This window comes from Duncaniella sp. B8 (genome assembly GCF_005304985.1).
In the GTDB taxonomy this organism is placed as follows: domain Bacteria; phylum Bacteroidota; class Bacteroidia; order Bacteroidales; family Muribaculaceae; genus Duncaniella; species Duncaniella muris.
In genome coordinates, this window is record NZ_CP040121.1 from 2,200,364 (window position 1) to 2,224,209 (window position 23,846).

General features: G+C 49.7%; 19 protein-coding genes and 3 tRNA genes. 8 read left to right on the forward strand and 14 right to left on the reverse strand.

What is annotated here, in order from left to right; genetic code table 11:
- Positions 1-236 precede the first annotated feature (236 nt).
- On the forward strand, positions 237-1,496 hold the full coding sequence (locus FDZ78_RS09400; protein WP_136408459.1) for a site-specific integrase: 1,260 nt from the start codon (positions 237-239) through the stop codon (positions 1,494-1,496).
- A 10-nt stretch (positions 1,497-1,506) separates the two neighbouring features.
- Positions 1,507-1,881, forward strand: coding sequence for a hypothetical protein (locus FDZ78_RS09405; protein WP_136408460.1), 375 nt, complete (start codon positions 1,507-1,509; stop codon positions 1,879-1,881).
- A gap of 745 nt (positions 1,882-2,626) precedes the next feature.
- Here FDZ78_RS09405 and FDZ78_RS09410 read toward each other — a convergent pair.
- Positions 2,627-3,469, reverse strand: a complete 843-nt coding sequence (locus FDZ78_RS09410; RefSeq protein ID WP_160631798.1) for a phosphatase PAP2 family protein — start codon at positions 3,467-3,469, stop codon at positions 2,627-2,629.
- A gap of 384 nt (positions 3,470-3,853) precedes the next feature.
- Positions 3,854-5,077 carry an IS4 family transposase gene (locus tag FDZ78_RS09415; protein WP_136408462.1) on the reverse strand — a complete coding sequence of 408 codons (1,224 nt, stop codon included), beginning with the start codon at positions 5,075-5,077 and terminating at the stop codon, positions 3,854-3,856.
- 561 nt (positions 5,078-5,638) lie between these two features.
- Here FDZ78_RS09415 and FDZ78_RS09420 point away from each other — a divergent pair.
- A complete protein-coding gene (locus FDZ78_RS09420; protein ID WP_124076404.1) occupies positions 5,639-6,022 on the forward strand; it encodes a hypothetical protein in 384 nt (127 codons plus the stop codon).
- A 6-nt stretch (positions 6,023-6,028) separates the two neighbouring features.
- Complete coding sequence (locus tag FDZ78_RS09425) at positions 6,029-7,414, forward strand: relaxase/mobilization nuclease domain-containing protein (protein WP_124076402.1); 1,386 nt, start codon at positions 6,029-6,031, stop codon at positions 7,412-7,414.
- A 46-nt stretch (positions 7,415-7,460) separates the two neighbouring features.
- Here FDZ78_RS09425 and FDZ78_RS09430 read toward each other — a convergent pair whose 3' ends face one another.
- The 4 genes from FDZ78_RS09430 to FDZ78_RS09445 form a co-directional block, all read right to left on the reverse strand.
- On the reverse strand, positions 7,461-8,147 hold the full coding sequence (locus FDZ78_RS09430) for an SDR family oxidoreductase (protein WP_124076400.1): 687 nt from the start codon (positions 8,145-8,147) through the stop codon (positions 7,461-7,463).
- Positions 8,148-8,151: 4 nt separating this feature from the next.
- Positions 8,152-10,248 (reverse strand): TonB-dependent receptor, encoded by a 2,097-nt coding sequence (locus FDZ78_RS09435; RefSeq protein WP_136408463.1) that lies wholly within the window; start codon positions 10,246-10,248, stop codon positions 8,152-8,154.
- A gap of 66 nt (positions 10,249-10,314) precedes the next feature.
- The gene (locus FDZ78_RS09440) at positions 10,315-10,893 is read right to left on the reverse strand and encodes a Crp/Fnr family transcriptional regulator (protein ID WP_124076113.1); all 579 of its coding nucleotides are present in this window, start codon (positions 10,891-10,893) and stop codon (positions 10,315-10,317) included.
- Positions 10,894-11,505: 612 nt separating this feature from the next.
- Positions 11,506-11,578: transfer RNA gene (locus FDZ78_RS09445), tRNA-Phe, on the reverse strand.
- A 658-nt stretch (positions 11,579-12,236) separates the two neighbouring features.
- Between FDZ78_RS09445 and FDZ78_RS09450 the strand changes: the two genes are divergently transcribed.
- The 3 genes from FDZ78_RS09450 to FDZ78_RS09460 all read left to right on the forward strand — a co-directional run bounded on the left by FDZ78_RS09450 (position 12,237) and on the right by FDZ78_RS09460 (position 15,750).
- Complete coding sequence (locus FDZ78_RS09450; protein ID WP_107032316.1) at positions 12,237-13,088, forward strand: DUF3737 family protein; 852 nt, start codon at positions 12,237-12,239, stop codon at positions 13,086-13,088.
- Between the two features lie 77 nt (positions 13,089-13,165).
- A complete protein-coding gene (locus FDZ78_RS09455) occupies positions 13,166-14,341 on the forward strand; it encodes a MalY/PatB family protein (protein ID WP_136408464.1) in 1,176 nt (391 codons plus the stop codon).
- A gap of 8 nt (positions 14,342-14,349) precedes the next feature.
- Complete coding sequence (locus FDZ78_RS09460; RefSeq protein ID WP_240740376.1) at positions 14,350-15,750, forward strand: MATE family efflux transporter; 1,401 nt, start codon at positions 14,350-14,352, stop codon at positions 15,748-15,750.
- A gap of 144 nt (positions 15,751-15,894) precedes the next feature.
- Here the strand turns inward: FDZ78_RS09460 and ilvC are convergent, their stop codons facing one another.
- The 8 genes from ilvC to FDZ78_RS09500 all read right to left on the reverse strand — a co-directional run bounded on the left by ilvC (position 15,895) and on the right by FDZ78_RS09500 (position 22,765).
- On the reverse strand, positions 15,895-16,938 hold the full coding sequence (gene ilvC, locus FDZ78_RS09465; RefSeq protein ID WP_107032259.1) for a ketol-acid reductoisomerase: 1,044 nt from the start codon (positions 16,936-16,938) through the stop codon (positions 15,895-15,897).
- 76 nt (positions 16,939-17,014) lie between these two features.
- A complete protein-coding gene (locus tag FDZ78_RS09470) occupies positions 17,015-17,761 on the reverse strand; it encodes an acyl-[acyl-carrier-protein] thioesterase (protein WP_123399506.1) in 747 nt (248 codons plus the stop codon).
- Positions 17,762-17,855: 94 nt separating this feature from the next.
- Positions 17,856-18,419 carry an acetolactate synthase small subunit gene (ilvN, locus tag FDZ78_RS09475; protein ID WP_107032261.1) on the reverse strand — a complete coding sequence of 188 codons (564 nt, stop codon included), beginning with the start codon at positions 18,417-18,419 and terminating at the stop codon, positions 17,856-17,858.
- Positions 18,420-18,464: 45 nt separating this feature from the next.
- Positions 18,465-20,189, reverse strand: coding sequence for a biosynthetic-type acetolactate synthase large subunit (ilvB, locus tag FDZ78_RS09480; protein WP_123399508.1), 1,725 nt, complete (start codon positions 20,187-20,189; stop codon positions 18,465-18,467).
- 75 nt (positions 20,190-20,264) lie between these two features.
- Complete coding sequence (gene ilvD / locus FDZ78_RS09485; protein ID WP_136408465.1) at positions 20,265-22,097, reverse strand: dihydroxy-acid dehydratase; 1,833 nt, start codon at positions 22,095-22,097, stop codon at positions 20,265-20,267.
- A 188-nt stretch (positions 22,098-22,285) separates the two neighbouring features.
- Positions 22,286-22,357: transfer RNA gene (locus tag FDZ78_RS09490), tRNA-Glu, on the reverse strand.
- Between the two features lie 50 nt (positions 22,358-22,407).
- Complete coding sequence (gene rpsT / locus FDZ78_RS09495) at positions 22,408-22,662, reverse strand: 30S ribosomal protein S20 (protein ID WP_107032264.1); 255 nt, start codon at positions 22,660-22,662, stop codon at positions 22,408-22,410.
- Between the two features lie 31 nt (positions 22,663-22,693).
- Positions 22,694-22,765, reverse strand: a tRNA-Glu gene (locus FDZ78_RS09500).
- A 190-nt stretch (positions 22,766-22,955) separates the two neighbouring features.
- On the opposite strand from FDZ78_RS09500, the gene FDZ78_RS09505 reads away from it, so the two are divergent.
- On the forward strand, positions 22,956-23,675 hold the full coding sequence (locus FDZ78_RS09505; protein ID WP_136408466.1) for a DNA repair protein RecO: 720 nt from the start codon (positions 22,956-22,958) through the stop codon (positions 23,673-23,675).
- The last annotated feature ends 171 nt before the right edge of the window (positions 23,676-23,846 follow it).

Sequence of the window (23,846 nt, forward strand, 5' to 3'; positions counted from 1 at the left end):
GGAGGGGCTAAGCGAGGTTAGTATTTTGCCATATATTCACTGATATTCAAATACATTCATTGCCATTCATTTTCAAATAGTCATATCGCAAAGTATTTCTATGCTTTTGCCTTAATTTGCCCTTATTTTCGCATTTAGTACACAATTAGTACGATTAGATTGTTAATATCTGTTGTGAGCCGTTTTCACGTTTGATTACGCCTCATTACCTTTGCATCAAACAAAGATAATCACCTATGGCTAAAGTAGAAAGCAAGAACAAACAGAACCCGAAACTCGTGCAGTCCGAATTGCAGGACGGTCGGGCAAGCCTTGCGTTGGAGTATTATCTCGGACGCAACGAAACCCCGGTGCTTGATGAAAACGGCAACCATGTCCTCTATACCGAGGGGGCGATGAAAGGAAAACCGAAATATAGAATCAAGCATATCCGCAAACGAGAGGTGCTGAACCTCTATATATGGCTATACCCTCGCAACCAGCAGGAACGCACCCAAAACAAGAATACTCTCGCACTCGCCGAGAAGATACGGTTTGAGCGTGAGCAGGAATTTCTCGAAGACCGTGAGGGATACCGACTGAAAAAGGACGGTGAGAACGACTTTATCAAATACTTCCGCAAACATTGGGAGAACGAGTTGTATTCAAAGCCAGTGAGAACTACCTACAAGACCTCTTACAACCGCTTTATGAGATTCCTTGAGGCTACACCACGCTTCCAACGTTACACATCGTTTCTGCGCATGGAATTGATTACACCCGAAATGGTGACGAGTTTCACAGACTATCTGAAGAAAGTCGCCAAAGGAGAGGGAGCGCATAAGTCATACTATATGTTCCGAACCGTAATTCTCCATGCGATAGAAGAAGGACTGATGAAAAAGAATCCGTGCAAAGGAATCGTAATCCACCGTGACGTGAACACGCTGAAAAAAGAGATACTGACAATGGATGAAATCAAACGCCTTGCCGCCACTCATTACGAGGGTGAGGACACGGCACTGCAACGAGCATTTCTCTTTTGCTGTTTCACCGGCATACGCTGGTGTGACACCGTGAGCCTCACACACGCCAATGTCGATTTCTCGGCAAAGATACTCCGATTCAACCAACAAAAGACCGAGGGGCGTAGCGCACACAGCGGTGTCACAATCCCATTAAGTCCAACGTTGCTGAAACTCATCGGGAATCCTATACAACACACTTCCGAAAAAATATTCAATATCACCTGCTACCGCACAACCGCAATCACACGCTTGCAGAAATGGGTAAAGGCAGCAGGAATCAACAAGACTATCACATGGCATTGCGCCCGCCACAGTTTCGCTGTAAATGTGCTTGGTGCAGGAGCGAACATCAAGACCGTTGCCTCTCTAATGGGACATTCAAGTATCAAGATGACCGAGAAATATCTCCACGTCATTGACCAGCAGAAGCAGGACGCAATCAACAGCCTCGGCGACCTTGACTATGACTGCGAGGCGGTCAGCATGTAGATTTTACACCGTGGCATTTTTGACACTTTGGCACTTTTGGAACTCTCCGACCGACATCGGAGGGTTCTTCTTTTTCGGCGGTCATCATCCTCGGATTTTGGTTTGGTTCAGTATGGGGTGTATATATTGGGCTGATCCAAACCAAGACTATATGGGGCAGCGAAAAGAAAAAACGATGAAATACGCTTGCATTTTCTACATTATCCGCATTTTGGAACTTGAAAATGCAGGAAATGCAGATAGTGTGGCGGTGTCAGTCAACATTTTTCAGGAATTATCCCATTGCACACCTTGCATTCTTGCACACTTTGAAAATGCCAAAGTGTCAAAAATGCCACGGGGTAATATTGAAATAACACAGATACCACACACCCTTATTCCTTGATGAAGCTGACCCTTGATTGTGCAAAAGTGCAAAGAATGCAAGGGGGACAATGAGAAAAATCGGATTTTCGTAATCGGCAAGATACCGTCTGACTACCTCAAAAGGCTCTCTTCCGACGGTCGGATATAATCACTAAATTGCTACAGTCATTGCAGTGGATGTGTTGACTTAAACGAATACTGTCATTACACTGACTATCGTCATTATGACGATGAGAAAAAAAGGAGTGCAAGGATATGTTTCGGGATTCCTTTTTCTCCGAAAAGCCACCGCCGAAACCGCAGTCACTGCCGTGACCGCTCTTTGTTTTTCTCATTGCCATAGGAGGTCGTTTTAGGGTGGAGCGAGTTTATGCTTAGGTATTACCTGTAATCCCAAAACGCTCCACAACCTCATCACCCAGTAATGCCCTCTAACATCAATGATGAAATGACTGAATGACAAAGTGACCAATCATCCGGATGATTAAATGATTCGATGAATTGATGACTGAATGATTAATCATTTAGATGACAAAATGACTGAGTGACTAATCATCTAATCATTCAGTCATTTAATCATTCAGTCATTCCGTAAATCAATATCAAAACCAATGCAAAATACAACCACAACACCGTCGTGGAAATTACACCGACAGGAAATTCCTTAGCTCATTAGGGAATTTTCCGAGCCGCATTGACAAGTCAACGCTGAAAATATCCCGAATGAGCCAAAGGTTAACCTTTGGAAACCGTTGGCATGATTATTAGAAGGTGTATGCCAAGTTAATTGAGAAAGAATGCTCGGCAGGATTATAGACTGGTGATATGACGATGATATCTGAACATGGACTGTCCCATTTAAACCATCTTTGATATAACGGAAGCATCCAATAGCCTATCCTTGCAGATAGGATGCCTACACCTGCTCCCGCAATAACATCGTTTAGCCAATGGCGACCGTTATAAAGGCGCAGGAAAGCAACCCCAACAGCAACGCTATAAGCCCCTATTCCCATACCAAGCCCATATTCTTCTCTCATTAATTCTGCTCCGGTAAACACGGTGGCAGTATGTCCTGAGGGAAACGAATTCCTTGCATTGGAATCCGGTCTTTTTTCTTTGAATGAATATTTACCGATATTTGTAAACGCCGTCATGGTTAAGTAGGCGGTAGCTTCCACCACGACACGCTCTTTAAAACTATGTTTTGATTTGATACCGATTGATCCAAATGTCAGATACGTTATGGCAGGAAGATATTGGACATAATCATCGGCACGGAAGAAATGATTTCCACGCAGATTATCCATTCCATTTTTGATGTTTGTGTCTAACTTTTTGAATGCTCCATTGTATACTCCAAAAGTACCAACAGCTATAAGAACTCCTGGTAAAATTAGTTGTTTAGCATTGAATTTAGAACATTCAGGTTTGTACTGATTGAAAACTAATGTACTGTCAATCGACAAGGTGTTGACAGTCCGCTGTGTATCTTGAAAAATCATATCTGATGATTCTTCAAAATTGGATGTTTGGGCGTACCCAGAGACTTGTGAGGTAAGAAGCCCCAATGTTATCAGACCTCCTACCAATCCATTTTTGTTCATTGGCATATCGTTTGTGCGAATGCCAATGCTCATAAATCAAATTCGACGAATGCAAAAGCATGGGCAATGACTGCCCAGAATGCACCCGTCGGATTGGTGTTATGAACGGCAAGTCACGCCCATGCAATGCACGGACGTTCGCGACTTGTTCCTCATTCATAACACAATGAAATTTCCGACGTTTCATTCTGATTGGAACAAATAGCAAACGCTATTAATTATGTTATCAGAAGCCTCTGCCTCCGTTATTTTCAACTGCAAAGTTACAACTTTTTATGGCTCGTGTCAATAGCTTATTATTACTGTCCGCTAAACCATAAAAAGGCGAGTCCAACTTCCTGAACGGCAGAAGTTGGGCTTACTTTTTGTATTTGACAAGCCCCCTCAGCAGTTTTCAGGAACTTCGGGAGGCGATTCCGATGCTTCGGCGAGCATGATTTTCAGGTCTGCATCGGGCTGATTGAGGAACTTTTCGAGATTCAGGTAATACATCAGCACAATTCTGACGATTGTAGCAAGCCCTGAGAAGCTCCAACGTCTTTCGAGTTTGCTTTGAAGTACTGACAGCAGCAGATTTGCGATGAGTGTAACCCATATCTGGATTTTGATGGCGTTGGCGCTCTCGCCATAGAAGTATCTCAAGGGGAAGTTCTGTTTGATCTGCTTGAAAAGAGACTCTATCTGCCATCGGCGGCGGTATATCGCCACGATTATCTCTGGCGGCATGTCGAAGTCGTTGGTCAGAAGCGATATGAGTTTTGGCTTCCCGTTCTTCTTGATGTCAACGTATGTAATTATTCTGGCGATGTGGTTTATGCCGTCTTTACGGAACACCACGACCTGTTCACGGTATTCCATCAGTCCCTGCGGGTTCTGATGCATACAGTCTACAAGTACCTCATAACTGAGGTTTTTCTTCATTTTGGTGACATATACAACGCCACGGTCCGTCAGTTCCTCGAATTTGGCATAATTGATATAGGCGCGGTCAAGAGCGACTATCTCGTTGTGGCTGTAATGGCTCGGAGCAAGCATGAAAGAGTCATTGGTGGCCGCCGAAGTGAACTGCACATCGCAGGGAACCCCCTCGTTGGCGTGTATGACAGAGTGTACCTTTATGCCGCCTTTCTTCTTTCCCGTCTTGGGGTGTCGACCAACGCCCTTGAAAATAGCGTTGGAGAACAATGTGATTGTAGTGGAATCGATAATCCTAAGCTGCTTTATCCACTCTTCCGTGCCGTTGCGTCTGCTGTCCGATGAAAGAATGTCTTTGTTGGCTGCATACAGGTCGCGATAGACATCCTCAAAGAACTTCTCTGACCGTCGGGCATTTGCATCCGACAGGGTGCTGCGCTTTGGTACAGTATCAATTCCGACATGGTGCAGTTTGCGAACCTCCGCTGTCATAGATGTCTCTATCTCACGCAATGAGTCGAAGCGCTGGATCACGGCATAGAGCATCGTAAGCAGATGCGTATAGCCGTCAAAGCTCTTTACATACTTCTCTCCGCCGTGTTTTCGGCTGAATTCAACAATTTTTTCACGATTGAGTGATTTTATCAGCTGTCCATATATCGGCTGTCCGAAGAAATTACTACTTTTACTCATGGTTATTCATGGATTGTTTGGCGACACCAAAATAACCATTTAGGGCTGACTCCTGCAATAGGTGTCAGCCCTAATTTTTCAATCGCTCAAAAAAAGTTTAGCGGACAGTAATAATAGCTTATGAGAAAATAGGTTTGGTTTAGCCTTAGATATATACATCTATACCGAACCAAACCTATATATGTGCTGGGCAAAAGAGAAATGTCCGTATCAGTTTTTCTTTTCACCAGCCCATATCCCGACACCAACCTTACCACCGAAAGAAGAAAAATAAGGCAAATAAATAAAGTTAACTACCGCAAATTATCTATAAATCGTTTCTATTTGTTTTCAGCCAACTGTCTAAATAGTACAAATTTAGTACAATGGCACATAGTTATAGCATTGATAATCAACACAAATATACCCAAAGCTAAAATTGAGGTTAGATTTTTGTGATACAAAAATCGTCGCAACCATGTTGCTCCCCTCGCCACCCTCCATTACACCGGGTGGAGCGGTACACCGGTGTACCGAATCCGCTTTGCCCCTCCATTTTCAAACCCTCAATCCCCCACGCCAATGAAACCGAAATCCCCGACCCGCAAATCGAATCTCAAGGCAGGACACCGCAACGGCCGTCCCGCCTTGCCGGAAGAAGAACGTCAGTCCTACGTCCGGCACACGCGATACAACGAGGCTGAAAACACCCTCCTGCTTGCCAATGTCAAGCGCACGGGAATGAAAAATGTCAGCGAATATATCCGTTCGGTGACGCTCAATCCCCACATTGTTCCACGCCTCGATGAATCAGAAATGAGAATCGCCCGCAATCTCTCCAGCATGAGCAACAATTTCAACCAGCTCCTGCGTCTCTGCCATCAGCGCGGGCTCGACGCCATGGCCCGCGATGTGCAATACTACCTCAATCGTTTCCGCGAACTCTTCGCAAAATTAAGTTCTTAATTTCCTATGATAGCATATATAATAAGCGGCTCAGGCTTTGGCGGATGTGTCGATTATGTCACCCGCCGCAAGCTCGAAGAAAAGCTCTATAAGGAGCAGTCGAAAGGGCTGAAAGCCGATGAAAGGAAATATGAGAGCAACAAAGGAGAGGATATAATCGACCATCTTTCCAAAGACTGGAAACTCCTGTCTTCCTCCGGCGACATAAGGATATATGAAGGCCGCAAGGCTATGGCTGACGACATCGCCCGACCGTCGCGACAACGTAAGCCTATAAAAGACCCGGTCGGTCATATATCACTCGACTTTCATCCAGACGATGCTCCGAAGATGACGGACAAACTTATGACTGAGGTGGCGCAGGAATATATGAGGCAGATGGGGCTGACCAATACCCCGTACATAGTGGTACGACATTTTGACAAGGCACATCCGCACTGTCATATCGTTTTCAGCAGAGTTGACTATGACGGAAAGATTCTGACGCAGACCACCAACTTCAAGAAGAATGAGCGCGTCTGCAAGGCTCTCAATCTGAAACACCGTCTTACGCAGGGCAAGAGCAAACTTAATACAGATGTTTCAAAACTGAGGGGAAAAGATAAAATCCGTTACCCGCTTGTCCACAATATAGCCGGAGTGTACATCCGTCCGGAGATTCAGGACTGGAACTCGTTTCTCATTGCTCTTAAGCGGCAGGGTATAACGGTCAAGGAAAAGACCGGCCAATCAGGGAAAACGAATCTGTATTACTGCACTGGCAGACATGAATTCTGGTATAAGAAACTCGATCCCTTTTTCAGCCGCGAGAATCTTGAATTGAAATTCAAGGCTCGTCGAGAGAAACAACAAGCGGCAAAGACTCAACCCGGAACCGCACCACAGCCTAAACCGCAACGGCAGTCACAGCCTAAATCAAAGCATCCGGAGCCTATTGTTATCCCGCCATTGCCGGATATAGTATGCGGCGTAAAGATTGACCGACTAAAGCAACAAGCCTATCAGGAAGGCAAGTTCATCAGCATCGGAATCTGTGACCCCGGAGGCGTTGTGCCAATCAACCATTGGATTTGGTACGATTTCGACAAACGAGAACCCGTAATGAGCCGTACATATCCCTACGACCACAAAATTCCGGAAGCCTTCCTGCGACAACTGGCAGCAAAGCAATCCCCCGTATCGTCATCGCCGACTGCCGGAATCCGCCTATCATCGCCTTCTCTCGGTGGAAACATTCCTGAAGAACAAGGTTTCGCTCACGACAGAGGAATGCCGGACGACTTCAAGCACTTCCTTGAAATGCACCCCGGCATGAGCATCGAAGAGGCTTTACACCGTTTCCGTGACGAGCAGAAAGCAAAACTGCGACGAAAAGGGCCAAAACTACACTAATCAAAAAACCACCGAGAGAAAATCACTTCTTTCGGTGGATTTGTGTTTACATCAGATGTTTTAATGCAAAACTTATTATTCGCCATCGGCGAGTGACAATAAGCCTTTTTTGCTTCTTGTCAATTGCCTTGATTATTTTTCGACAGACCTTATCAAGAGGCATTACCCAGAACAGTCCTTCTCCTTTTGCCATACGGGTATCAACCAGTCCGGGACGAATCTCTGTGACAATTATATCCGTTCCTTTGGATTTGTTCTGCAAAGATTTCGTGTAATTTATCTGAAATGCCTTTGATGCGCTATATGATGGGGCAATAGGAGTAGGCTGTAATCCACCAACAGAGGTAATGGTAACAAGATGACCTGATTTCTGCCGTTCAAAGAGCCTGTAAATTGATGCTACGGTATTAGCCCAACCCATTACGTTTACAGAAAGAGTGGATAACTCTGTCTCGACATCCAACTTCGGATTAAGTTCTCCAATTCCTGCGCATATAATAGCCAAATCAATGTGTCGATGTTTGCGAATGATAGATTCCAAAGCGTTATCAAATGAGTCCGTTTGAGAAATATCACACACAACCGGCAGTGTATGTTCAGGACAATTTCGCGCCATATTGTCAAGCAGTTCTTTTCTTCTGCCGACGACGATTACATTATGTCCACTTGAAACATAATGCTCCCAAAGTCTGCGTCCGATGCCGGATGTAGCTCCTATAATTAGAATATTCATATTCCTATTTAATTATCGCGGAGTTCGCGCCTGACTGTTCGCCGACTTCATTGCCGCGCTGCACTTTTTTGCCGTAACCAAAAGTATAAGTCGCAGTTATATTGATACGAAAGTGGGATGATGTACCGATATTTTCTCTATATTCTGTATATAGCGGCGATTCTGTAACTATATCTGCACTGTTCCAACCCTTATTAAAAAAGTTTGCCGCCATTACCCTGACATTCCAGTCGGAATTAGCCCAGCCCACTGTAAGGCTGTGAAAGTTTCTATCTTTGTAAATTTGCGGTGATGAGGTGAACATCTGCTTACCGGATGACTGATAATATGCCTGAAAGTAGAAACTGTTGAGATAATATGTCGCTTGGGCTGTTATAGTGAAGGGATTATACGACTTATTATATATGCCGGTAGATTTGTAGAAAGACTGTTTGGGGCTTGCATAGAGTTGAAGTTTTCCTCCGAGCAGTTTCCAGTTTGCGGCAAGTCCTATTTCCTCTTTGATATAATTGCCACTGTTGTGGTAGTTTCTGATGAGAGCCTGACCGTTATTATATGGCTCATATATTATAATCTGTCGGTCAAAGTATTCCAAAAAATTACTAAAAGCGCTCATGCCGAAAGCGTTTGTCGGCATCCATGTATAGGCAACATTTAGTGTTACATGTCTGCTGTTTTTAAGCAGCGGATTACCGGTTATATACATATATTCATTTTCTTGCAGAATATCTGATGCCTTCTGGTTTATACCCGGGCTATTGGTGGCATATTGGAAATAAGCAGAAAAAGCATTTTTGGAGTTTGGCGAGAAACGAAGGTTGATATGTGTGAACGGATATGTGTCATTATATTTCTCCCCGTTAATGTCACTCCCTTCCCAACAAACTCCGGCATCAGCATAGAGGCTTATCTTTTGGGTCTGAAAATTATAGCATAGCATACCGGCGGCAAACGCATTGTGGAAGCGGTCATAATAGCTGTTTGTCCCGGAATAACGTAGCCGATTGATGTTGTCACCGCCGTTGACTCCAAGCATAGCAGTATGCTTTTGTCCTATGCGCTTTTGCAAATAAGCGTCAACTCTATAGTTGTAAGCGTTCTCACGGGCATTACGGACTATTTCAGGAGAATTTGATGTAGAATACGAAAGATTGTCGTTGCTATGCGTGTAATTGAAACGCGGTGAAATATCTATCGAAAACTGTTTAGGCAATGAGAAAAAGAAAGAGCCTTGATAGGCCAAAGAGTTGTTGCGATTTGGATTGCTCCTGTTGAAAGTATAGTTTTGCTCACTTCCAGGTTGATAGGTAAGATTACCTCGCTGGTCATAAACAGGGATATCTAAATGTGTAAAACCAACTGTATTGCGTATCTGTATTTTCTCCGAGGCGTATGTGGCACGAAAAGTTACAGGATACTGATTCTGCTTGTAATGCGAGTCATCAAGGGTTTCTGTTCGGATTAGCTGATAATCCTTACCGTCAGCATTTTTGAGCGAATAGATTCCTTTTACATTGTTTCCGATATGGTGGTTATTCCAATTGTTGGCTCCAACATAAAGGTCGTAAGTCATTTTCTTGTAAGAGAATTTTGAGAAAATGTTGTTGCGGCTTGAAAAGCCGACAAGGAAGTTTTCGTTTGTTGTCAGCTTTGTGTAACCACCATAAGCATATTCCTGAACAATAATATTAATTACACGCTGAGCACCTCGGAAACGAGGGTCAGTAGGAAATTCAAGATACTCGACTTTTTTCACGTCGGGAGTCCGCAGCCCTTCCATTTCCTCCTTTGATGCTTCGAGGAAATTTATAAAAATAGCCACCTCTCCACCGGCATTGTCAGTAACTGCTTCACTGACGGGATTTATTTGAATTTGAGACATAGCCATCTGACGCAAAAGATCGACTGCATTTTGTGAGGCGTTCTTTTGCTTGCCGGTTGGGATATAGGTTATCGAGGTCGGGGAGGTGCGTTGCATTTGCGCTTCGACAACAACCTCGTCAAGATGCTGTGTTTTGATGCTGTCGGGCGTTTCAGTCTGCGCGATTGCTGCAATCGCAAGAGAGGCGCAAAATATTGATGTGATGATTCGATTTATCATATTAAATCCTATTTGAAGTGCAAATATCGCCAAAATCTCCCGTTTGAAACTGAACAAATGTTCAATTCAGTCATTTTTATCCCCTTTTTCCTGCGATTTTTTTATTCTTAGAAGGTGCTGAGGAGAAATTTGGAGGTATGAAGCTAATTCCTTGAGCTTGATTTTGGAAACGATATCGGGGTATGAAGCTGCGAATTTACAATATCGTTCTGTCGGCGAAAGGACATATAGTTCAAGCAACCGGGTATAACACATTCTGAAAAGGGCATCTGATGCTGTGTAAAGGAAATTTGGCTCTGTTTGACACAACTTTTCCAACGCATATACGAATGGAAGTTGAAGCACTTCAGTCCGCACGGAAGCCACTTGTGATGCTAATGCCGGAATCTTCCTTATGCCATTATTGAAGTCGGTAACAAATTCTCCTGTCATTGCAAGTCCCACTACAGCCTCACTGCCATCAGATTTCAGGCAGGTATATCGACAATAGCCAGATTTTACAAGCGATATATGCCTCTCAGTATCACCCTGATGAAGTAGGTATTCCCCTTTCTCATAAATTACATGCTTACCCTCCCTCTCGCAAAGCTCTATGAGACCGGCGAGATTGACCTGCGACATATAAGAATTGAATATTTCTGCCAATTTATTTCAAAAACGCCGCCGTCAGCTCCAAACGGCTACTATATGATATGAAAAGCGCGAGCCAACTATGCACGTCCAAACTGATGGTCCTGAGAAAACCAATGATGCAGATGTAACAATAGTAGCCCACGCTATGCGCGTGAGAACCACTATGCTATCTCTTGCATCAAAACTAAAAGTTTCTCAGGTTTTCAGTTTGCAAGACGCATAACGCTTCTTATTTTCCAAAATGTCGTGGGCAGACTTACCTCAACCCGACCACAAAGATACGAATTTTTTATGGGAATTTAACGATTTAACGTGGTGACCCAGCAAAATTTTGGCTGAGGTCACCACATTTTTGAGGCCTGAATACGGTTAAAGTCTGTTAAAGTTTGGGCATTCGAGGCTGTGATGTGGGGTTGAATGTGCTTGAATGAATTTGGATGAATTTGAATTGTGCACTGATTATCAGTGTATTATATTGCCGCAAGAAAATATATATGCTTGTCATGACACGCATAACGCGCAATATTACAGCGTATTAGCGTGGGCATGGTGACTTTTGTGGTGACCCGGAAGGGCATATTTGAATAAAAGACCGCTAACTCATTGAGAATTAGCGGTCTTTTGTGGTGCCACCAGGAATCGAACCGGGGACACAAGGATTTTCAGTCCTTTGCTCTACCAACTGAGCTATGGCACCGTTTTTGTTTTGCGTTGCAAAGGTAGGGAGTTTTTTTTATTCCTGCAAATTTTTAATGAGCTTTTTTTGCATTTTTTTAGGCAAATGGGGCGAAATGGGCATTCAAATGGGATAAAATGGGCTTGAAATGGGTAAAAATGACTGAAAATTTGAGCTGAGAGGGTGTCGGATTATGAATTTTAGGTATGGAAGGTATGGTGATTGGCTTCGAGGTGGATGGATATTGGCTGGTATAGATAATAGTTGTATCGGGGATGGATATGGACCGGGTATAGGATAGATAGACCGGGTATAGATGGTAGGTACAAGTATAGATAGGGGCATAGATAATGGATGTATATGTATTAAGGGGGATATGAAAGGGTGTGAGATGGTGTGTGGAGATGGGCGCGGAGGTCGGGGCTGGGCTGATGTGGTAGGTGGGGTGGGATGTTGTGGCTGATGGGTGTGAACGTGGGGGAGGGAAGGTGGGCTGTGGGCGGTGGATTTTATCGGGAATATGGGTTGTGAATTCCGTTTTTAGGGTATGGGGAGTGTGGCGGGGCGGTTGTAATTTTGCAGTGTGGCCGGCGGCGATGTGTGTTGACGAGTGGTGACCGGTCTGTGTTTTCTGACTTTTTAGTAATTTTGCAATGTAAATAAGATGAATAAAGAGATTATGAATGTTATCCGTGATGAGGAATTCGGCGGTGAACGTCCGCTTTTTGCTTCGAAGGGTCTGCGGCTGGAGGGTGTGACTGTCCATGCCGGGGAGTCGGCTTTGAAGTGTTGTTCTGATGTCGTGGCCGAGGGCTGCCGTTTTGAGGGGAAGTATCCTTTCTGGCATGTGGACGGTTTTGAGATCAGTTTGTGTCTGTTCACTCCGGGGGCGCGTGCGGCGTTGTGGTATTCGAGGAATCTTGTGATGACCGATACGCTGGTCGAGGCTCCGAAGATGTTTCGCGAGATGGAGAATCTTTCGCTGACGCGTGTGAAGATTCCGGATGCGCAGGAGACTCTGTGGCATTGCCGCGGGGTGAAGCTGCGTGATGTGGAGGTGGGGAATGCCGATTATCTGTTCATGCATTCCGAGGATATTGATATTGACGGTTATCTGCAGAGGGGGAATTATTCGTTTCAGTATTGCCGGAATGTGGTGATCCGCAATGCGAGGATTGAGTCGAAGGATGCGTTCTGGAATACTGATAATGTGACGGTCTATGATTCGGAGCTTTCCGGTGAGTATCTTGGCTGGCATTCGCGCAATCTGCGTCTGGTGCGTTGCCGGATTTCCGGCACTCAGCCTTTGTGTTATTGCGAGGGGCTTGTGATGGAAGACTGCGAGATGGCGGATGATGCTGATCTGGCGTTTGAGGATTCATCGCTTGAGGCGACGGTGAATTCGTGCATCACGAGTGTGAAGAATCCGCGCACCGGTTCGATAAGGGCTGCGGGGATAGGGGAGACCATTATTGACGGTAATGTGCTTGCTCCTGCCGACTGCCGGATTGTTACTGAGGCCGGTTGCTGATCGGTATGTAAATGGAACTTAGGCGGTGGTGTTTTGTTATTCAGATTATAATATGTATATGATTTGCCGATATGAGTATGGATTTCGATTTTGACAAGGTGGTGCATCGCCGTGGCAGCGGGTGCATGAAATGGGATGAGCGTGACGATGTGTTGCCGCTCTGGGTTGCTGACATGGATTTCCGGACGGCTCCGTGTGTGGTTGAGGCGCTTCGCAGGCGTGTGGACCACGGGGTGTTCGGCTACACTCTGGTCGATGATGATTACTATGGTGCTCTTATCGATTGGTTCAGTTCGCGTCATCTTTATCCGTTCAGGCGTGAGGATGTGATCTATGTGCCGGGTGTGGTTCCTGCCATATCGGCTATCATCAAGGCTCTTGCGCCTGCGGGGTCGGGTGTGATAGTCCAGACTCCGGTCTACAATTGTTTTTTTTCTTCGATCCGCAACAATGGCTGCCGGATTGTGGAGAGTCCTCTGCGTCGGGTCGATCTGCCGGGCGGGGAGTTTACTTATGAGATGGATTTCGAGGGGCTGGAGAGGCTGGCGGCTGATCCCTCAAACGTGCTTATGCTGCTGTGTAATCCTCACAATCCCGCCGGGCGTGTATGGCGCCGGGAGGAGATTGAGCGCGTGGCGGAGATCTGCCGGAGAAACGGTGTGAGAGTGGTCAGCGATGAGATTCACTGTGAGCTGACCATGCCGGGTTACCGTTATGTGCCTTATGGGACGGTTGATCCGTCGGCCGTCGTGTGTCTGTCACCGTCAAAGGCTTTCAATACTGCCGGGCTTCAGATTGCCAACATCATCGTGGCTGATCCCGGAGAGCGTAAGCTGATTGACCGTGCGGTAAATATCAACGAGGTCTGCGATGTCAATCCCTTCGGAGTCGAAGCGCTGAAGGCTGCCTATTCGCCTGAAGGGAGTGAATGGCTCGATGCTCTGAGGGCATATATTTATGAAAATTACTGTCTGTTGCGCGAATATCTCGGACGTCGGCTTCCGCAGTGTGCGGTGGCTCGGCTGGAGGGCACTTATCTGCCGTGGGTCGATATCTCGAAGTTCGGATCTGATGCCGATGAACTTGCCGGCGGCTTGCTTGACAAGGCCGGTGTGTGGGTGAATTCCGGGTCGATGTATGGCGACGGAGCTTATCTGCGCATCAATATTGCCTGTCCTCGCCAGATTCTTGAAGAAGGGCTCGAACGGATATGCGGGTATCTTGAGGGGGCCTGCATGAACAATATAAACTGACCGGCGGCGTGGCAGACATTTCATTGATCAGATCAGGAGCGCCGCTGAGTTTCGGCAGTCAGCTCAGGCTGACACTCCAGTTGTCGTGGCCGGCAATGATGGCCCAGCTGTCGAGCATAATGATGCAGTATATCGATGCGGCGATGGTGGGGCGCCTTGGGGCTGACGATTCAGCGGCCGTGGGGCTTGTCTCCACGAGTCTGTGGCTCTTCTGGGGCATCTGTTCGGCGGTGACTGTTGGTTTTTCCGTGCAGGTGGCCCACCGTATAGGCGCGTCAGACCATGATGGGGCGCGGCGGATACTGCGTCAGTCTATAGTGGCCTGTCTGCTGTTCAGCCTTGCTGTTGTGGCTGTCGGAGCGGCCATAGCGTGGCCTCTGCCCGTCTGGCTTGGAGGGACAGAGGCCGTATGCGGCAAGGCTTCGCTCTATTTTCTTGTTTTTGTACTTGCTCTTCCGCTTCTCACCATGAATTATCTCGGAGGGGCTATGCTCAGGTGTGTCGGGAATATGAAGGTGCCCGGCGGGCTTAACGTGATGATGTGTGTGCTTGACATAATCTTCAACTTTTTCCTGATTTTCCCTACACGTGAAATCGGTCTTGGCTCTGTCAGTCTGACTGTGCCCGGCGCCGGTCTCGGAGTGCTTGGCGCGGCACTTGGCACTGTGTCGGCGGAGATTGTCACAGCGGGGCTGATGATGTGGTTTCTCTGCACACGCGAGAAGACCATCAGGCTCAAGGGGCATCCGGGAAGTTTCAGGCTTACGCGCCAGATCATCGGCAAGGCACTGCGCATATCGGCTCCGATGACGCTTGAACATGCCGTTATCTGCGGAGCGCAGATAGCGGTGACTGTCATAGTGGCTCCGCTTGGCATAATGGCTATAGCGGCCAATGCGTTTGCCGTTACGGCAGAGAGTATATGCTATATGCCCGGCTACGGGATAGGCGATGCCGCCACAACGCTGGTGGGGCAGAGCTATGGCGCGCAGCGCATGGACGTGGCGCGCCGTTTCGGCTATATCACCGTTGGGCTGGGTATGGTGATGATGACGGTGATGGGGGTTATCATGTATGTCTGCGCGCCGTGGGTCATGGAGCTGATGACGCCCGTCGGAGCGATCCAGACGCTTGGCGTAGAGTCGTTGCGCATAGAGGCATTTGCCGAGCCTATGTTTGCGGCGGCGATAGTGAGCTATGGTGTTATGGTCGGGGTTGGTGACACTATAGTGCCGGCCTGCATGAACTTCGGCAGCATCTGGCTTGTGCGTCTGCCATTGGCTGCGCTTTTGGCTCCGACAATGGGGCTTGCGGGGGTATGGACGGCCATGTGCATCGAACTGTGTTTCCGCGGGGCGATCTTTCTCTGGCGTCTGCTTTCAGGTGCGTGGCTTAAGAAGGGGATATGACAGATACGGTTACAGGAGACAGCCTGTCTCAATGATCCGTGGCGGCGACTGCGGTCTGAGGCTGATCGCGGCCGACAGAAAAGCCCCGGTCTGGCGGAAGGCGCGCAGACCGGGGCGATACGATATGGTGACTGATGCGGATGATCAGACGTTTTCGGGACGGAGTGTGCGCACGGTAGCACCGGCACGCCACATTTCGCTTTCGCGGAGAGCCTTGAGTTCTTCTTCAAGTTTCTCGCGGTAGTCGGCCTGGGTGTTGGAGTCGATGGAGCGCTGTGCCTCGCGTCCGGTCTTCACGCTCTCGTAGAGATCGTAGACCACGGGCTTGATGGCATCGTGGAACGGACCCATCCAGTCAAGAGCGCCGCGCTGTGCGGTGGTAGAGCAGTTGGCATACATCCAGTCCATACCCTTTGCTGCGAAGAGGGGCATGAGTGACTGGGTGAGTTCTTCGACGGTTTCGTTGAAGGCTTCAGAGGGAGTGTGGCCGTTTTCACGGAGCACTTCATACTGGGCGAGGAGGAGGCCCTGGATGGCGCCCATGAGTGAGCCGCGTTCGCCGGTGAGGTCGCTGACAGCTTCGCGCTGGAATGTGGTTTCGAAGAGGTAGCCTGAACCGATGCCGATGCCGAGGGCGAGTGTGCGGTCAAGCGCACGGCCAGTGGCGTCCTGGTAGACGGCGAAGCTTGAGTTGGTGCCTTTGCCTTCCTTGAAGAGGATGCGGAGCATTGTGCCTGATCCCTTGGGGGCTACCATGATGACGTCGACGTCAGCGGGAGGAACCACGCCGGTGCGGTCGCTCCAGTTGATGGCGAAGCCGTGGCTGAAATAGAGGGCTTTGCCGGGTGTGAGGTGCTCCTTTATGACAGGCCACTGTGAGATTACGGCTGCGTCGCTGAGAAGGCACATGATGATGGTGCCGCGCTTGCAGGCTTCTTCGATCGAGAAGAGTGTTTCGCCGGGAACCCAGCCGTCGGCCACTGCCTTGTCATAGGTCTTGCCTTCGCGCTGGCCTACTATCACGTTGAAGCCGTTGTCGCGGAGGTCGAGACCCTGGCCGGGGCCCTGGACTCCGTAGCCGATCACGGCGATTGTTTCGTCCTTGAGTACTTCGCGTGCTTTTTCGAGGGGGAATTCTTCGCGGGTGATGACTGTTTCTTCAACGCCGCCGAAATTTAATTTTGCCATAATTGAATAGGTGAATTAGTATATTTTTATGAATTTGTTCCTGAATGAATCTGTGAGGGGGGAGATGAAGGGTCTGTCAGCGCTCGCTGAAATGCAGGCGCGCTATGCAGCAGGGAGTATCGGCCACGGCGATCTGAGCGGTGGCTGTCTCCGGTGACTCCGCATGGGCCATGCGGCTGGCTGTGGCTGTCTCTCCATAGCGGGCTTCATGTTTGAACGCCACTTCGAAGCGGCTTATGCGCATGGAGTCATAGGTCTCAAGCGGCCACAGATCGGTGATAAGGTCGATGTAGCGCCGGGTGGTGACGTGGCGGTTTACATCGATGTCGGAGACGGCGAAACGATAGCTCATCTCGAAGTCTGAGCCAGAGAGCGGCAGGAGTTTTCCGCCGTTGTCAATGCCTGACGGTGCGCCGTCCACCATGTCGAAGCCTTTCCAGATGGGTGTGAGGTCTCCTGGGCGGCGGGTTGACATGTTGACGGCCATCCATGTGGAGTGGGCGCGGATCACGATGCGTCCGGTCTCGGCATCGGTCATTTCGAAATTTCTGTCGGAGAAGAGCCGGTTGACGTTTTCAATCCATGTGGTCATGCGGTATGTGCGGTTGACCGACGGGCTTTCGGCAATGTCGATAGTCAGCCGGCTCAGCACCCAGGATATCCCTTCGCTGATCATACGGTCGAAACCTATGCCGAGCCTGTTGGCATGGGCCGTGGCGGTGTCGATGATCGTGGTGACCAGACGTGACAGCGGCATCTCGCGCTGAGAGTTGACTTCCGCTGCCGTTAAGAAAAATTCTGTGGTATATCTTTTGTCTGCCATATGACTGTTTATGGAGAGAACTTTGGGTGTGTGGTAGGGAGGGGTGACGGAGAGTGCGGCTTTAGAGGTTTAGAGGTTGTCTAAAAACAATCTCTTATTCCTCGGAGGTGTCACACAGGGCCTTGCCTCGCGCTTCCTGCTCTTCGAGATAGCGGGTGAAGTGTTCGGTGGGCGACTTGGTGATGCAGATGCGGCCCGAACGGATGAACTGCAGGATGCCGTATTTGGCAAGCAGCTCGTAGAGGGCCTGGGTCTCGCTCTCGTGGCCGGTTTTTTCGAGTATGGTGTACTCGCGGGTGAGTTCGAGAATGCGGGCGTTGTGCACGCGGATGATGCGCTCGAAATCTTTCTCATCGAGAAGTTTCTGGGTGGGCACCTTGTAGAGGGCCACTTCCTGATAGACGATCTCGTCATCGGTATAGAGGAATGCGCGGAGCACGTCAATGCAGCGTTCAATCTGGCTGATGACTTTCTCCATTGTCTCACGGTCGCTGTTGCAGGTGAAGTTCATCTTGTGGATGCCGTGGACCGAGCTTGCGCTTGACGAAACACTTTCGAGGTTGAGGCCGCGGCGGGTGAAGATGATGGAGATGCGGTTGAGCAGACCCACCTGGTTTTCGGTGAATACGGATATGGTGAACAGTTGTTTCTTTTCCATCCTGTTATAGTGGCTTGCGGTTGAAAGTTGGGCCGACGCGGGTGGTCAGGCCTCGTATTTGTCTGTGGCGTTGATAAGAATGTTGTCAATGGCCGAGCCGGGGGTGACCATCGGGAAGACCATGTCAGTCGGGTCGATATTGACGTTGAGCAGATAGGCTCCGTCGTGGGCGGCCATGCGGGCTATGGCGCTGTCAAGCTCGGCACGGCAGCTGACATTTTCAGCCGGAATGCCGTAGGCGGCGGCGATCGCCACGAAGTCGGGGTTGACCATCGGGGTGGCCGAGAAGCGGTTGTTGTAGAACATGGCCTGCCACTGGCGCACGTTGCCGAGATAGTTGTTGTTGAGAAGTACCATTTTTACCCCTATGCGGTATTCAAGGATGGTTCCGAGTTCCTGCATGGTCATCTGGAAGCCGCCGTCGCCCATGAAGGCGAGCACTTCGCGGGAGGGTTCGGCGAGTTTGGCGCCGATTGCAGCGGGAAGGCAGAAGCCCATTGTGCCGAGGCCGCCGGAGGTGATCATGCTCTTGGGCATGGTGTAGGATGAATAGCGGGCGCTCATCATCTGGTTCTGGCCCACGTCAGTGACCACGATGGCTTTGTTGCCGGTGGCCTCAGACAGTTTTCTGACCACTTCGCCCATGCGCATCGGTGATTCCGGACCAAGGTCTTTCGGATCGGTCTCGCGTTCGATCACTTCGGCCTGTTCCACATTCTCCGGGCGTTCGAAGGTTGTGAGCCATTCCTTGCGGTCGGCTTTATTGATCTGGGGGAGGAGTGCGCGCAGGGCGGTCTTGGCATCGGCGTGGATGGCTATGTGTGCTTTGACGTTTTTATTGAATTCGGCGCTGTCGATGTCGATGTGTATGATCTTGGCCTGTGGTGCATATGATTTGATCACTCCGGTGACGCGGTCGTCGAAGCGCATTCCGACGGCAAGGATCACATCGGCATTGTTGGTAGCGATGTTGGGCCCGATGTTGCCGTGCATTCCGACCATGCCTTTGTTGAGCGGATGTTCTGAAGGTATGGTCGAGAGTCCGAGCAGCGTGGTGGCCACGGGGATGTCGGCTTTCTCGGCGAGAGCAAGCAGATCGGTTTCGGCTTCAGAGAGCATTACGCCGTGACCGGAGAGTATCAGCGGTCTTTCCGAGCGGTTGATGAGTGCTGCGGCCGAGATTATTTCGCCGGGCTGCAGTTCAGGTGCCGGATTGTAGCTGCGGATATAGTTTGTCTTCTTGTAGCTCCAGTCGAGAGTTCCTACCTGGGCGTCGCGTGTGATGTCAAGCACCACGGCTCCAGGGCGGCCGGTGGTGGCGATGTAGAAAGCGCGGGCCATCGCCCAGGGAATTTCTTCCGGGCGTCGGATCTGGTAGGCCCATTTGGTTATAGGCTGAGTGATGCCGATGACGTCGGTTTCCTGAAAGGCATCGGTGCCGAGCGAGGCTACTCCTACCTGGCCGGTAATGACCACTATGGGGGTGCAGTCAATGTTGGCGTCGCCGAGTCCGGTGATGACGTTTGTGGCTGCAGGGCCGGAGGTTACTGTGACGACTCCCACACGGCCTGATGCGCGGGCATAGCCCTGGGCGGCATGGACAGCGCCTTGCTCGTGGCGTGTCAGGATGTGGCGGAGCGAGTCTGTGAAATCATAAAGTTTGTCGTAGAAGGGCATAATCTGGCCGCCCGGATAGCCGAAGATAGTGTCTACTCCTTCGGCAAGCAATGCGCGGCATATTGCCTCGGCTCCTGTGATGCGTTCACTCATACTTATATGGGTCTGAAATTGATAGCGTGTGTTGTGTATGTGGCAGAGAAGAGTGTTATGAGGGGGCTGTGCGGATCAGTCTTCGATGTGGCGCACACCGCCTTTGTCGGCTGATGTCACCATAGAGGCATAGGCGCGGAGCGCAAGCGAGATTTTTCGGTCGCGGTCACGGGCGGTGAATGCTTTGTTGCCGTGGGCTTCCTCTTCCTTGCGGCGGTCAGCGAGCTCGCTGTCGGAGAGGCGTACATTGATGCTGCGGGCCGGGATGTCGATCTCGATTATGTCTCCGTCACGGACGAGTCCGATGTTGCCGCCGTTGGCAGCTTCCGGCGAGATGTGGCCGATCGAGAGGCCGGATGTGCCGCCTGAGAATCGTCCGTCAGTGATGAGCGCGCACTCTTTTCCGAGATGCTTGCTCTTGATATACGAGGTGGGATAGAGCATTTCCTGCATTCCGGGTCCTCCTTTGGGGCCTTCGAAGGTGATGACTACCACATCGCCGCTCTTGACCTGGTCGCGGAGTATGCCGTCGACTGCGGCTTCCTGCGAGGTAAACACTTTGGCGGGGCCGCTGAAACGGAAGATGCTTGGGTCTACGCCGGCGGTCTTTACCACGCAGCCGTCCTGGGCGATGTTGCCTTTGAGCACTGCGAGGCCTCCGTCTTTTACATAGGCATGATCCATGTCGCGGATGCAGCCGTTGGTCCGGTCTGTGTCGAGTTCGCTGTAGTAGCTCATCTGTTTGCCGAGTTCGGTGGTGCGCTTCATGCCGGGGGCGCTTTTCCAGAGTTCATCGGCCTGAGCATCGAAGTTTTTGCCTCCGATAGCGTAGCGGTCCATTGCTTCAGCAAGGGTCATGCCGTCGACACGTTTCACTTCGGGGTCTACGAGTCCGGCATCGGCGAGGATCTTCATGATCGAGAGGATGCCTCCGGCGCGGTTCACGTCCTGGATGTGGTAGTGGGAGTTGGGTGCCACTTTGCAGAGCACCGGGGTCTTGCGCGAGAGCGCGTCGATGTCATCCATCGTGAAGTCGGCGCCTGCTTCATGGGCCACGGCGAGCAGATGGAGCACTGTGTTTGTCGAGCCGCCCATCGCTATGTCGAGGGTCATGGCGTTGAGCATGGCCTGGCGTGTGGCTATATTGCGTGGGAGCACACCGGTGTCACCGTCGCGGTAGTAGGCATATGTGTTGCGCACTATCATCTCGGCCGCTTTCTTGAACAGTTGCAGGCGGTTGATGTGAGTGGCCACTACGGTTCCGTTGCCGGGGAGGGCGAGGCCGATTGCTTCGTTGAGAGAGTTCATGGAGTTGGCGGTGAACATTCCGGAGCATGATCCGCATGTTGGACAGCCTTTGCGCTCAAGTTCGGTCACGGCCTCGTCGCCTACGGTAGAGTCGGCGGCATCGATCATGATGTCGATGAGGTCCACTGCACGACCGTTGACATCGCCTGCTTCCATCGGACCGCCTGACACGAAGATGGCGGGGATGTTGAGGCGCATGGCTGCCATGAGCATTCCGGGGGTCACCTTGTCGCAGTTCGATATGCAGACCATTGCATCGGCCTTGTGGGCGTTGACCATGTATTCGATGGAGTCGGCGATCATGTCGCGCGAGGGGAGGGAATAGAGCATCCCGTCGTGGCCCATAGCGATTCCGTCGTCAATGGCGATGGTGTTGAACTCTGCCGCGAAGCATCCGAGCTTTTCGATTTCCGCTTTGACTGTCTGGCCGATATCGTGGAGATGTGTGTGGCCGGGCACGAACTGTGTGAACGAATTGACTATGGCTATGATCGGTTTGCCGAACTGCTCTTCCTTCATGCCGTTGGCGCGCCAGAGTGCGCGGGCTCCAGCCATTCGGCGTCCTTCTGTGCTTGTCGCGCTATTTAATGGGAAACTCATCGAACCTTGTTGATAATTTATTGAACTTAGCCACAAAAATACGATAATATGTTGTAAAACACAAAAAATGAGTGCTTATTTTCTGTTTAATGTGGCTATTTCCCGATAAAATGCCATTAAAACGGCTCTAAAGGGTATAAAAAAGTAAGATCATCAACGTTTATGTCGATGATCTTACTGAGATCAAGTAGCCCATAGGAGAATCGAACTCCTCTTTCAAGAATGAAAATCTTGCGTCCTAGCCGATAGACGAATGGGCCCTTTCTTAACCAAGATAGCTTGTCAGAATGGTCAAGCCTGCTGTCACCTCTTAGCCGAGCTTGGCGATGTGGTGAGCGAGCTTGCTCTTGAGGTTGGCAGCTTTGTTCTTAGAGATAGACTGCTTTGAAGCAAGGCGGTCGAGCATGGCGCCTACTTTGCGGAATGCTGATTCTGCTTCTGCTTTGTCGGTCAGTTTGCGAAGGCTGCGGACGGCGTTGCGGGCAGTCTTGGCATAGTAACGGTTGCGAAGTCTACGTGATTCGGTCTGACGAATTCTCTTGATTGACGATTTATGATTTGCCATCGGTTAATTTTATTTTCCTGATTAAGTTTAGTAGCCCATAGGAGAATCGAACTCCTCTTTCAAGAATGAAAATCTTGCGTCCTAGCCGATAGACGAATGGGCCTTCCCAAAAGCGATTGCAAAGTTAAGAAGCATTTTCGGAACTTGCAAATATTTTAAGAAATTTTTAGTATTTATTCGCGTTTTTCCTTAATTTTGCATTGAAAATGGCCCGGAAGGGACTTTTTGAGGCCATCCGGAGTGAGCCGGCTGGCTTTTACCACCTTATTAATATATAATATAGAACCGAGGAAGTGAATCTACATTTCATAGCTCTGAAAGCGACAAAACACAGCGACTCCCAGATAATTCTCACGGCTTACAGCCGCGAGCTTGGGCGTGTGGCCTTTGCGTTGCCGGCCGGGACGGGCAAGAGTGCGGCGCGCATGCGGGCGCTGACAATGCCGCTCTCGCTGGTGGAATGTGCGAGTGATCCGCGACCGGGGCGAGAGATTCTTCCGATGCGGCAGGTGGTACAGTCGATTCCCTTGGCCGAGCTGCATTCCGATCCTTTCAAGCAGATGATAGCTATGTTTGTGGCCGAGGTGCTTGCCGCTGTTCTCCAGAGCGGCGGAGCGGATGAAGGAATGTATGAATTCCTTGAGGCTGCTGTCAGGATTCTCGATGGCGCCGACTCGCGCCAGACCGCCAACTTCCATATCTGTTTTCTTTATAATCTCGGTAGGCGGCTCGGCATTGAACCTGATGTCTCGACCTACACGCAGGGCAGTCTGCTTGACATGGAAGACGGCACATGGCGCATGACGGCCCCGCTCCACCGCCGCTATCTCGGAGAGGAAGCTTCGCTCCTGGCCTGGCGTCTTTCGCGGATGACCTTCGCCAATATGCACCGCTTCCGTTTCAACCGCATGGAGCGAAACGCTATTCTTGACGGTATTCTTGAATATTTTTCAATACACTATGTGTCGATGCGTCGTCTGCATTCACTCGATATTCTGCGCTCACTGCTTTGAGTCTCCACTCTTCAAGGGCCTTGCGGTGGGTACGGTGAGTGAGGTAGCGGTTGAGGAGCATCCCGGTGGTTGAAACGAGTACCACGAGTGTCATTATCCCAATCCATAAAATGAGTGAGCGGTCGTCGATCGGAGCCATAGTGGAGGTGTGTTTTAAAGGTTTCAGACATG

Coding starts and splice junctions, on each gene's coding strand:
- FDZ78_RS09400 (WP_136408459.1), top strand. CDS start 237: ATGGCTAAAGTAGAAAGCAAGAACAAACAGAACCCGAAACTCGTGCAG.
- FDZ78_RS09410 (WP_160631798.1), bottom strand. CDS start 3,469: ATGAACAAAAATGGATTGGTAGGAGGTCTGATAACATTGGGGCTTCTT.
- FDZ78_RS09415 (WP_136408462.1), bottom strand. CDS start 5,077: ATGAGTAAAAGTAGTAATTTCTTCGGACAGCCGATATATGGACAGCTG.
- FDZ78_RS09420 (WP_124076404.1), top strand. CDS start 5,639: ATGAAACCGAAATCCCCGACCCGCAAATCGAATCTCAAGGCAGGACAC.
- FDZ78_RS09425 (WP_124076402.1), top strand. CDS start 6,029: ATGATAGCATATATAATAAGCGGCTCAGGCTTTGGCGGATGTGTCGAT.
- FDZ78_RS09430 (WP_124076400.1), bottom strand. CDS start 8,147: ATGAATATTCTAATTATAGGAGCTACATCCGGCATCGGACGCAGACTT.
- FDZ78_RS09435 (WP_136408463.1), bottom strand. CDS start 10,248: ATGATAAATCGAATCATCACATCAATATTTTGCGCCTCTCTTGCGATT.
- FDZ78_RS09450 (WP_107032316.1), top strand. CDS start 12,237: ATGAATGTTATCCGTGATGAGGAATTCGGCGGTGAACGTCCGCTTTTT.
- FDZ78_RS09455 (WP_136408464.1), top strand. CDS start 13,166: ATGGATTTCGATTTTGACAAGGTGGTGCATCGCCGTGGCAGCGGGTGC.
- ilvC (WP_107032259.1), bottom strand. CDS start 16,938: ATGGCAAAATTAAATTTCGGCGGCGTTGAAGAAACAGTCATCACCCGC.
- FDZ78_RS09470 (WP_123399506.1), bottom strand. CDS start 17,761: ATGGCAGACAAAAGATATACCACAGAATTTTTCTTAACGGCAGCGGAA.
- ilvN (WP_107032261.1), bottom strand. CDS start 18,419: ATGGAAAAGAAACAACTGTTCACCATATCCGTATTCACCGAAAACCAG.
- ilvB (WP_123399508.1), bottom strand. CDS start 20,189: ATGAGTGAACGCATCACAGGAGCCGAGGCAATATGCCGCGCATTGCTT.
- ilvD (WP_136408465.1), bottom strand. CDS start 22,097: ATGAGTTTCCCATTAAATAGCGCGACAAGCACAGAAGGACGCCGAATG.
- rpsT (WP_107032264.1), bottom strand. CDS start 22,662: ATGGCAAATCATAAATCGTCAATCAAGAGAATTCGTCAGACCGAATCA.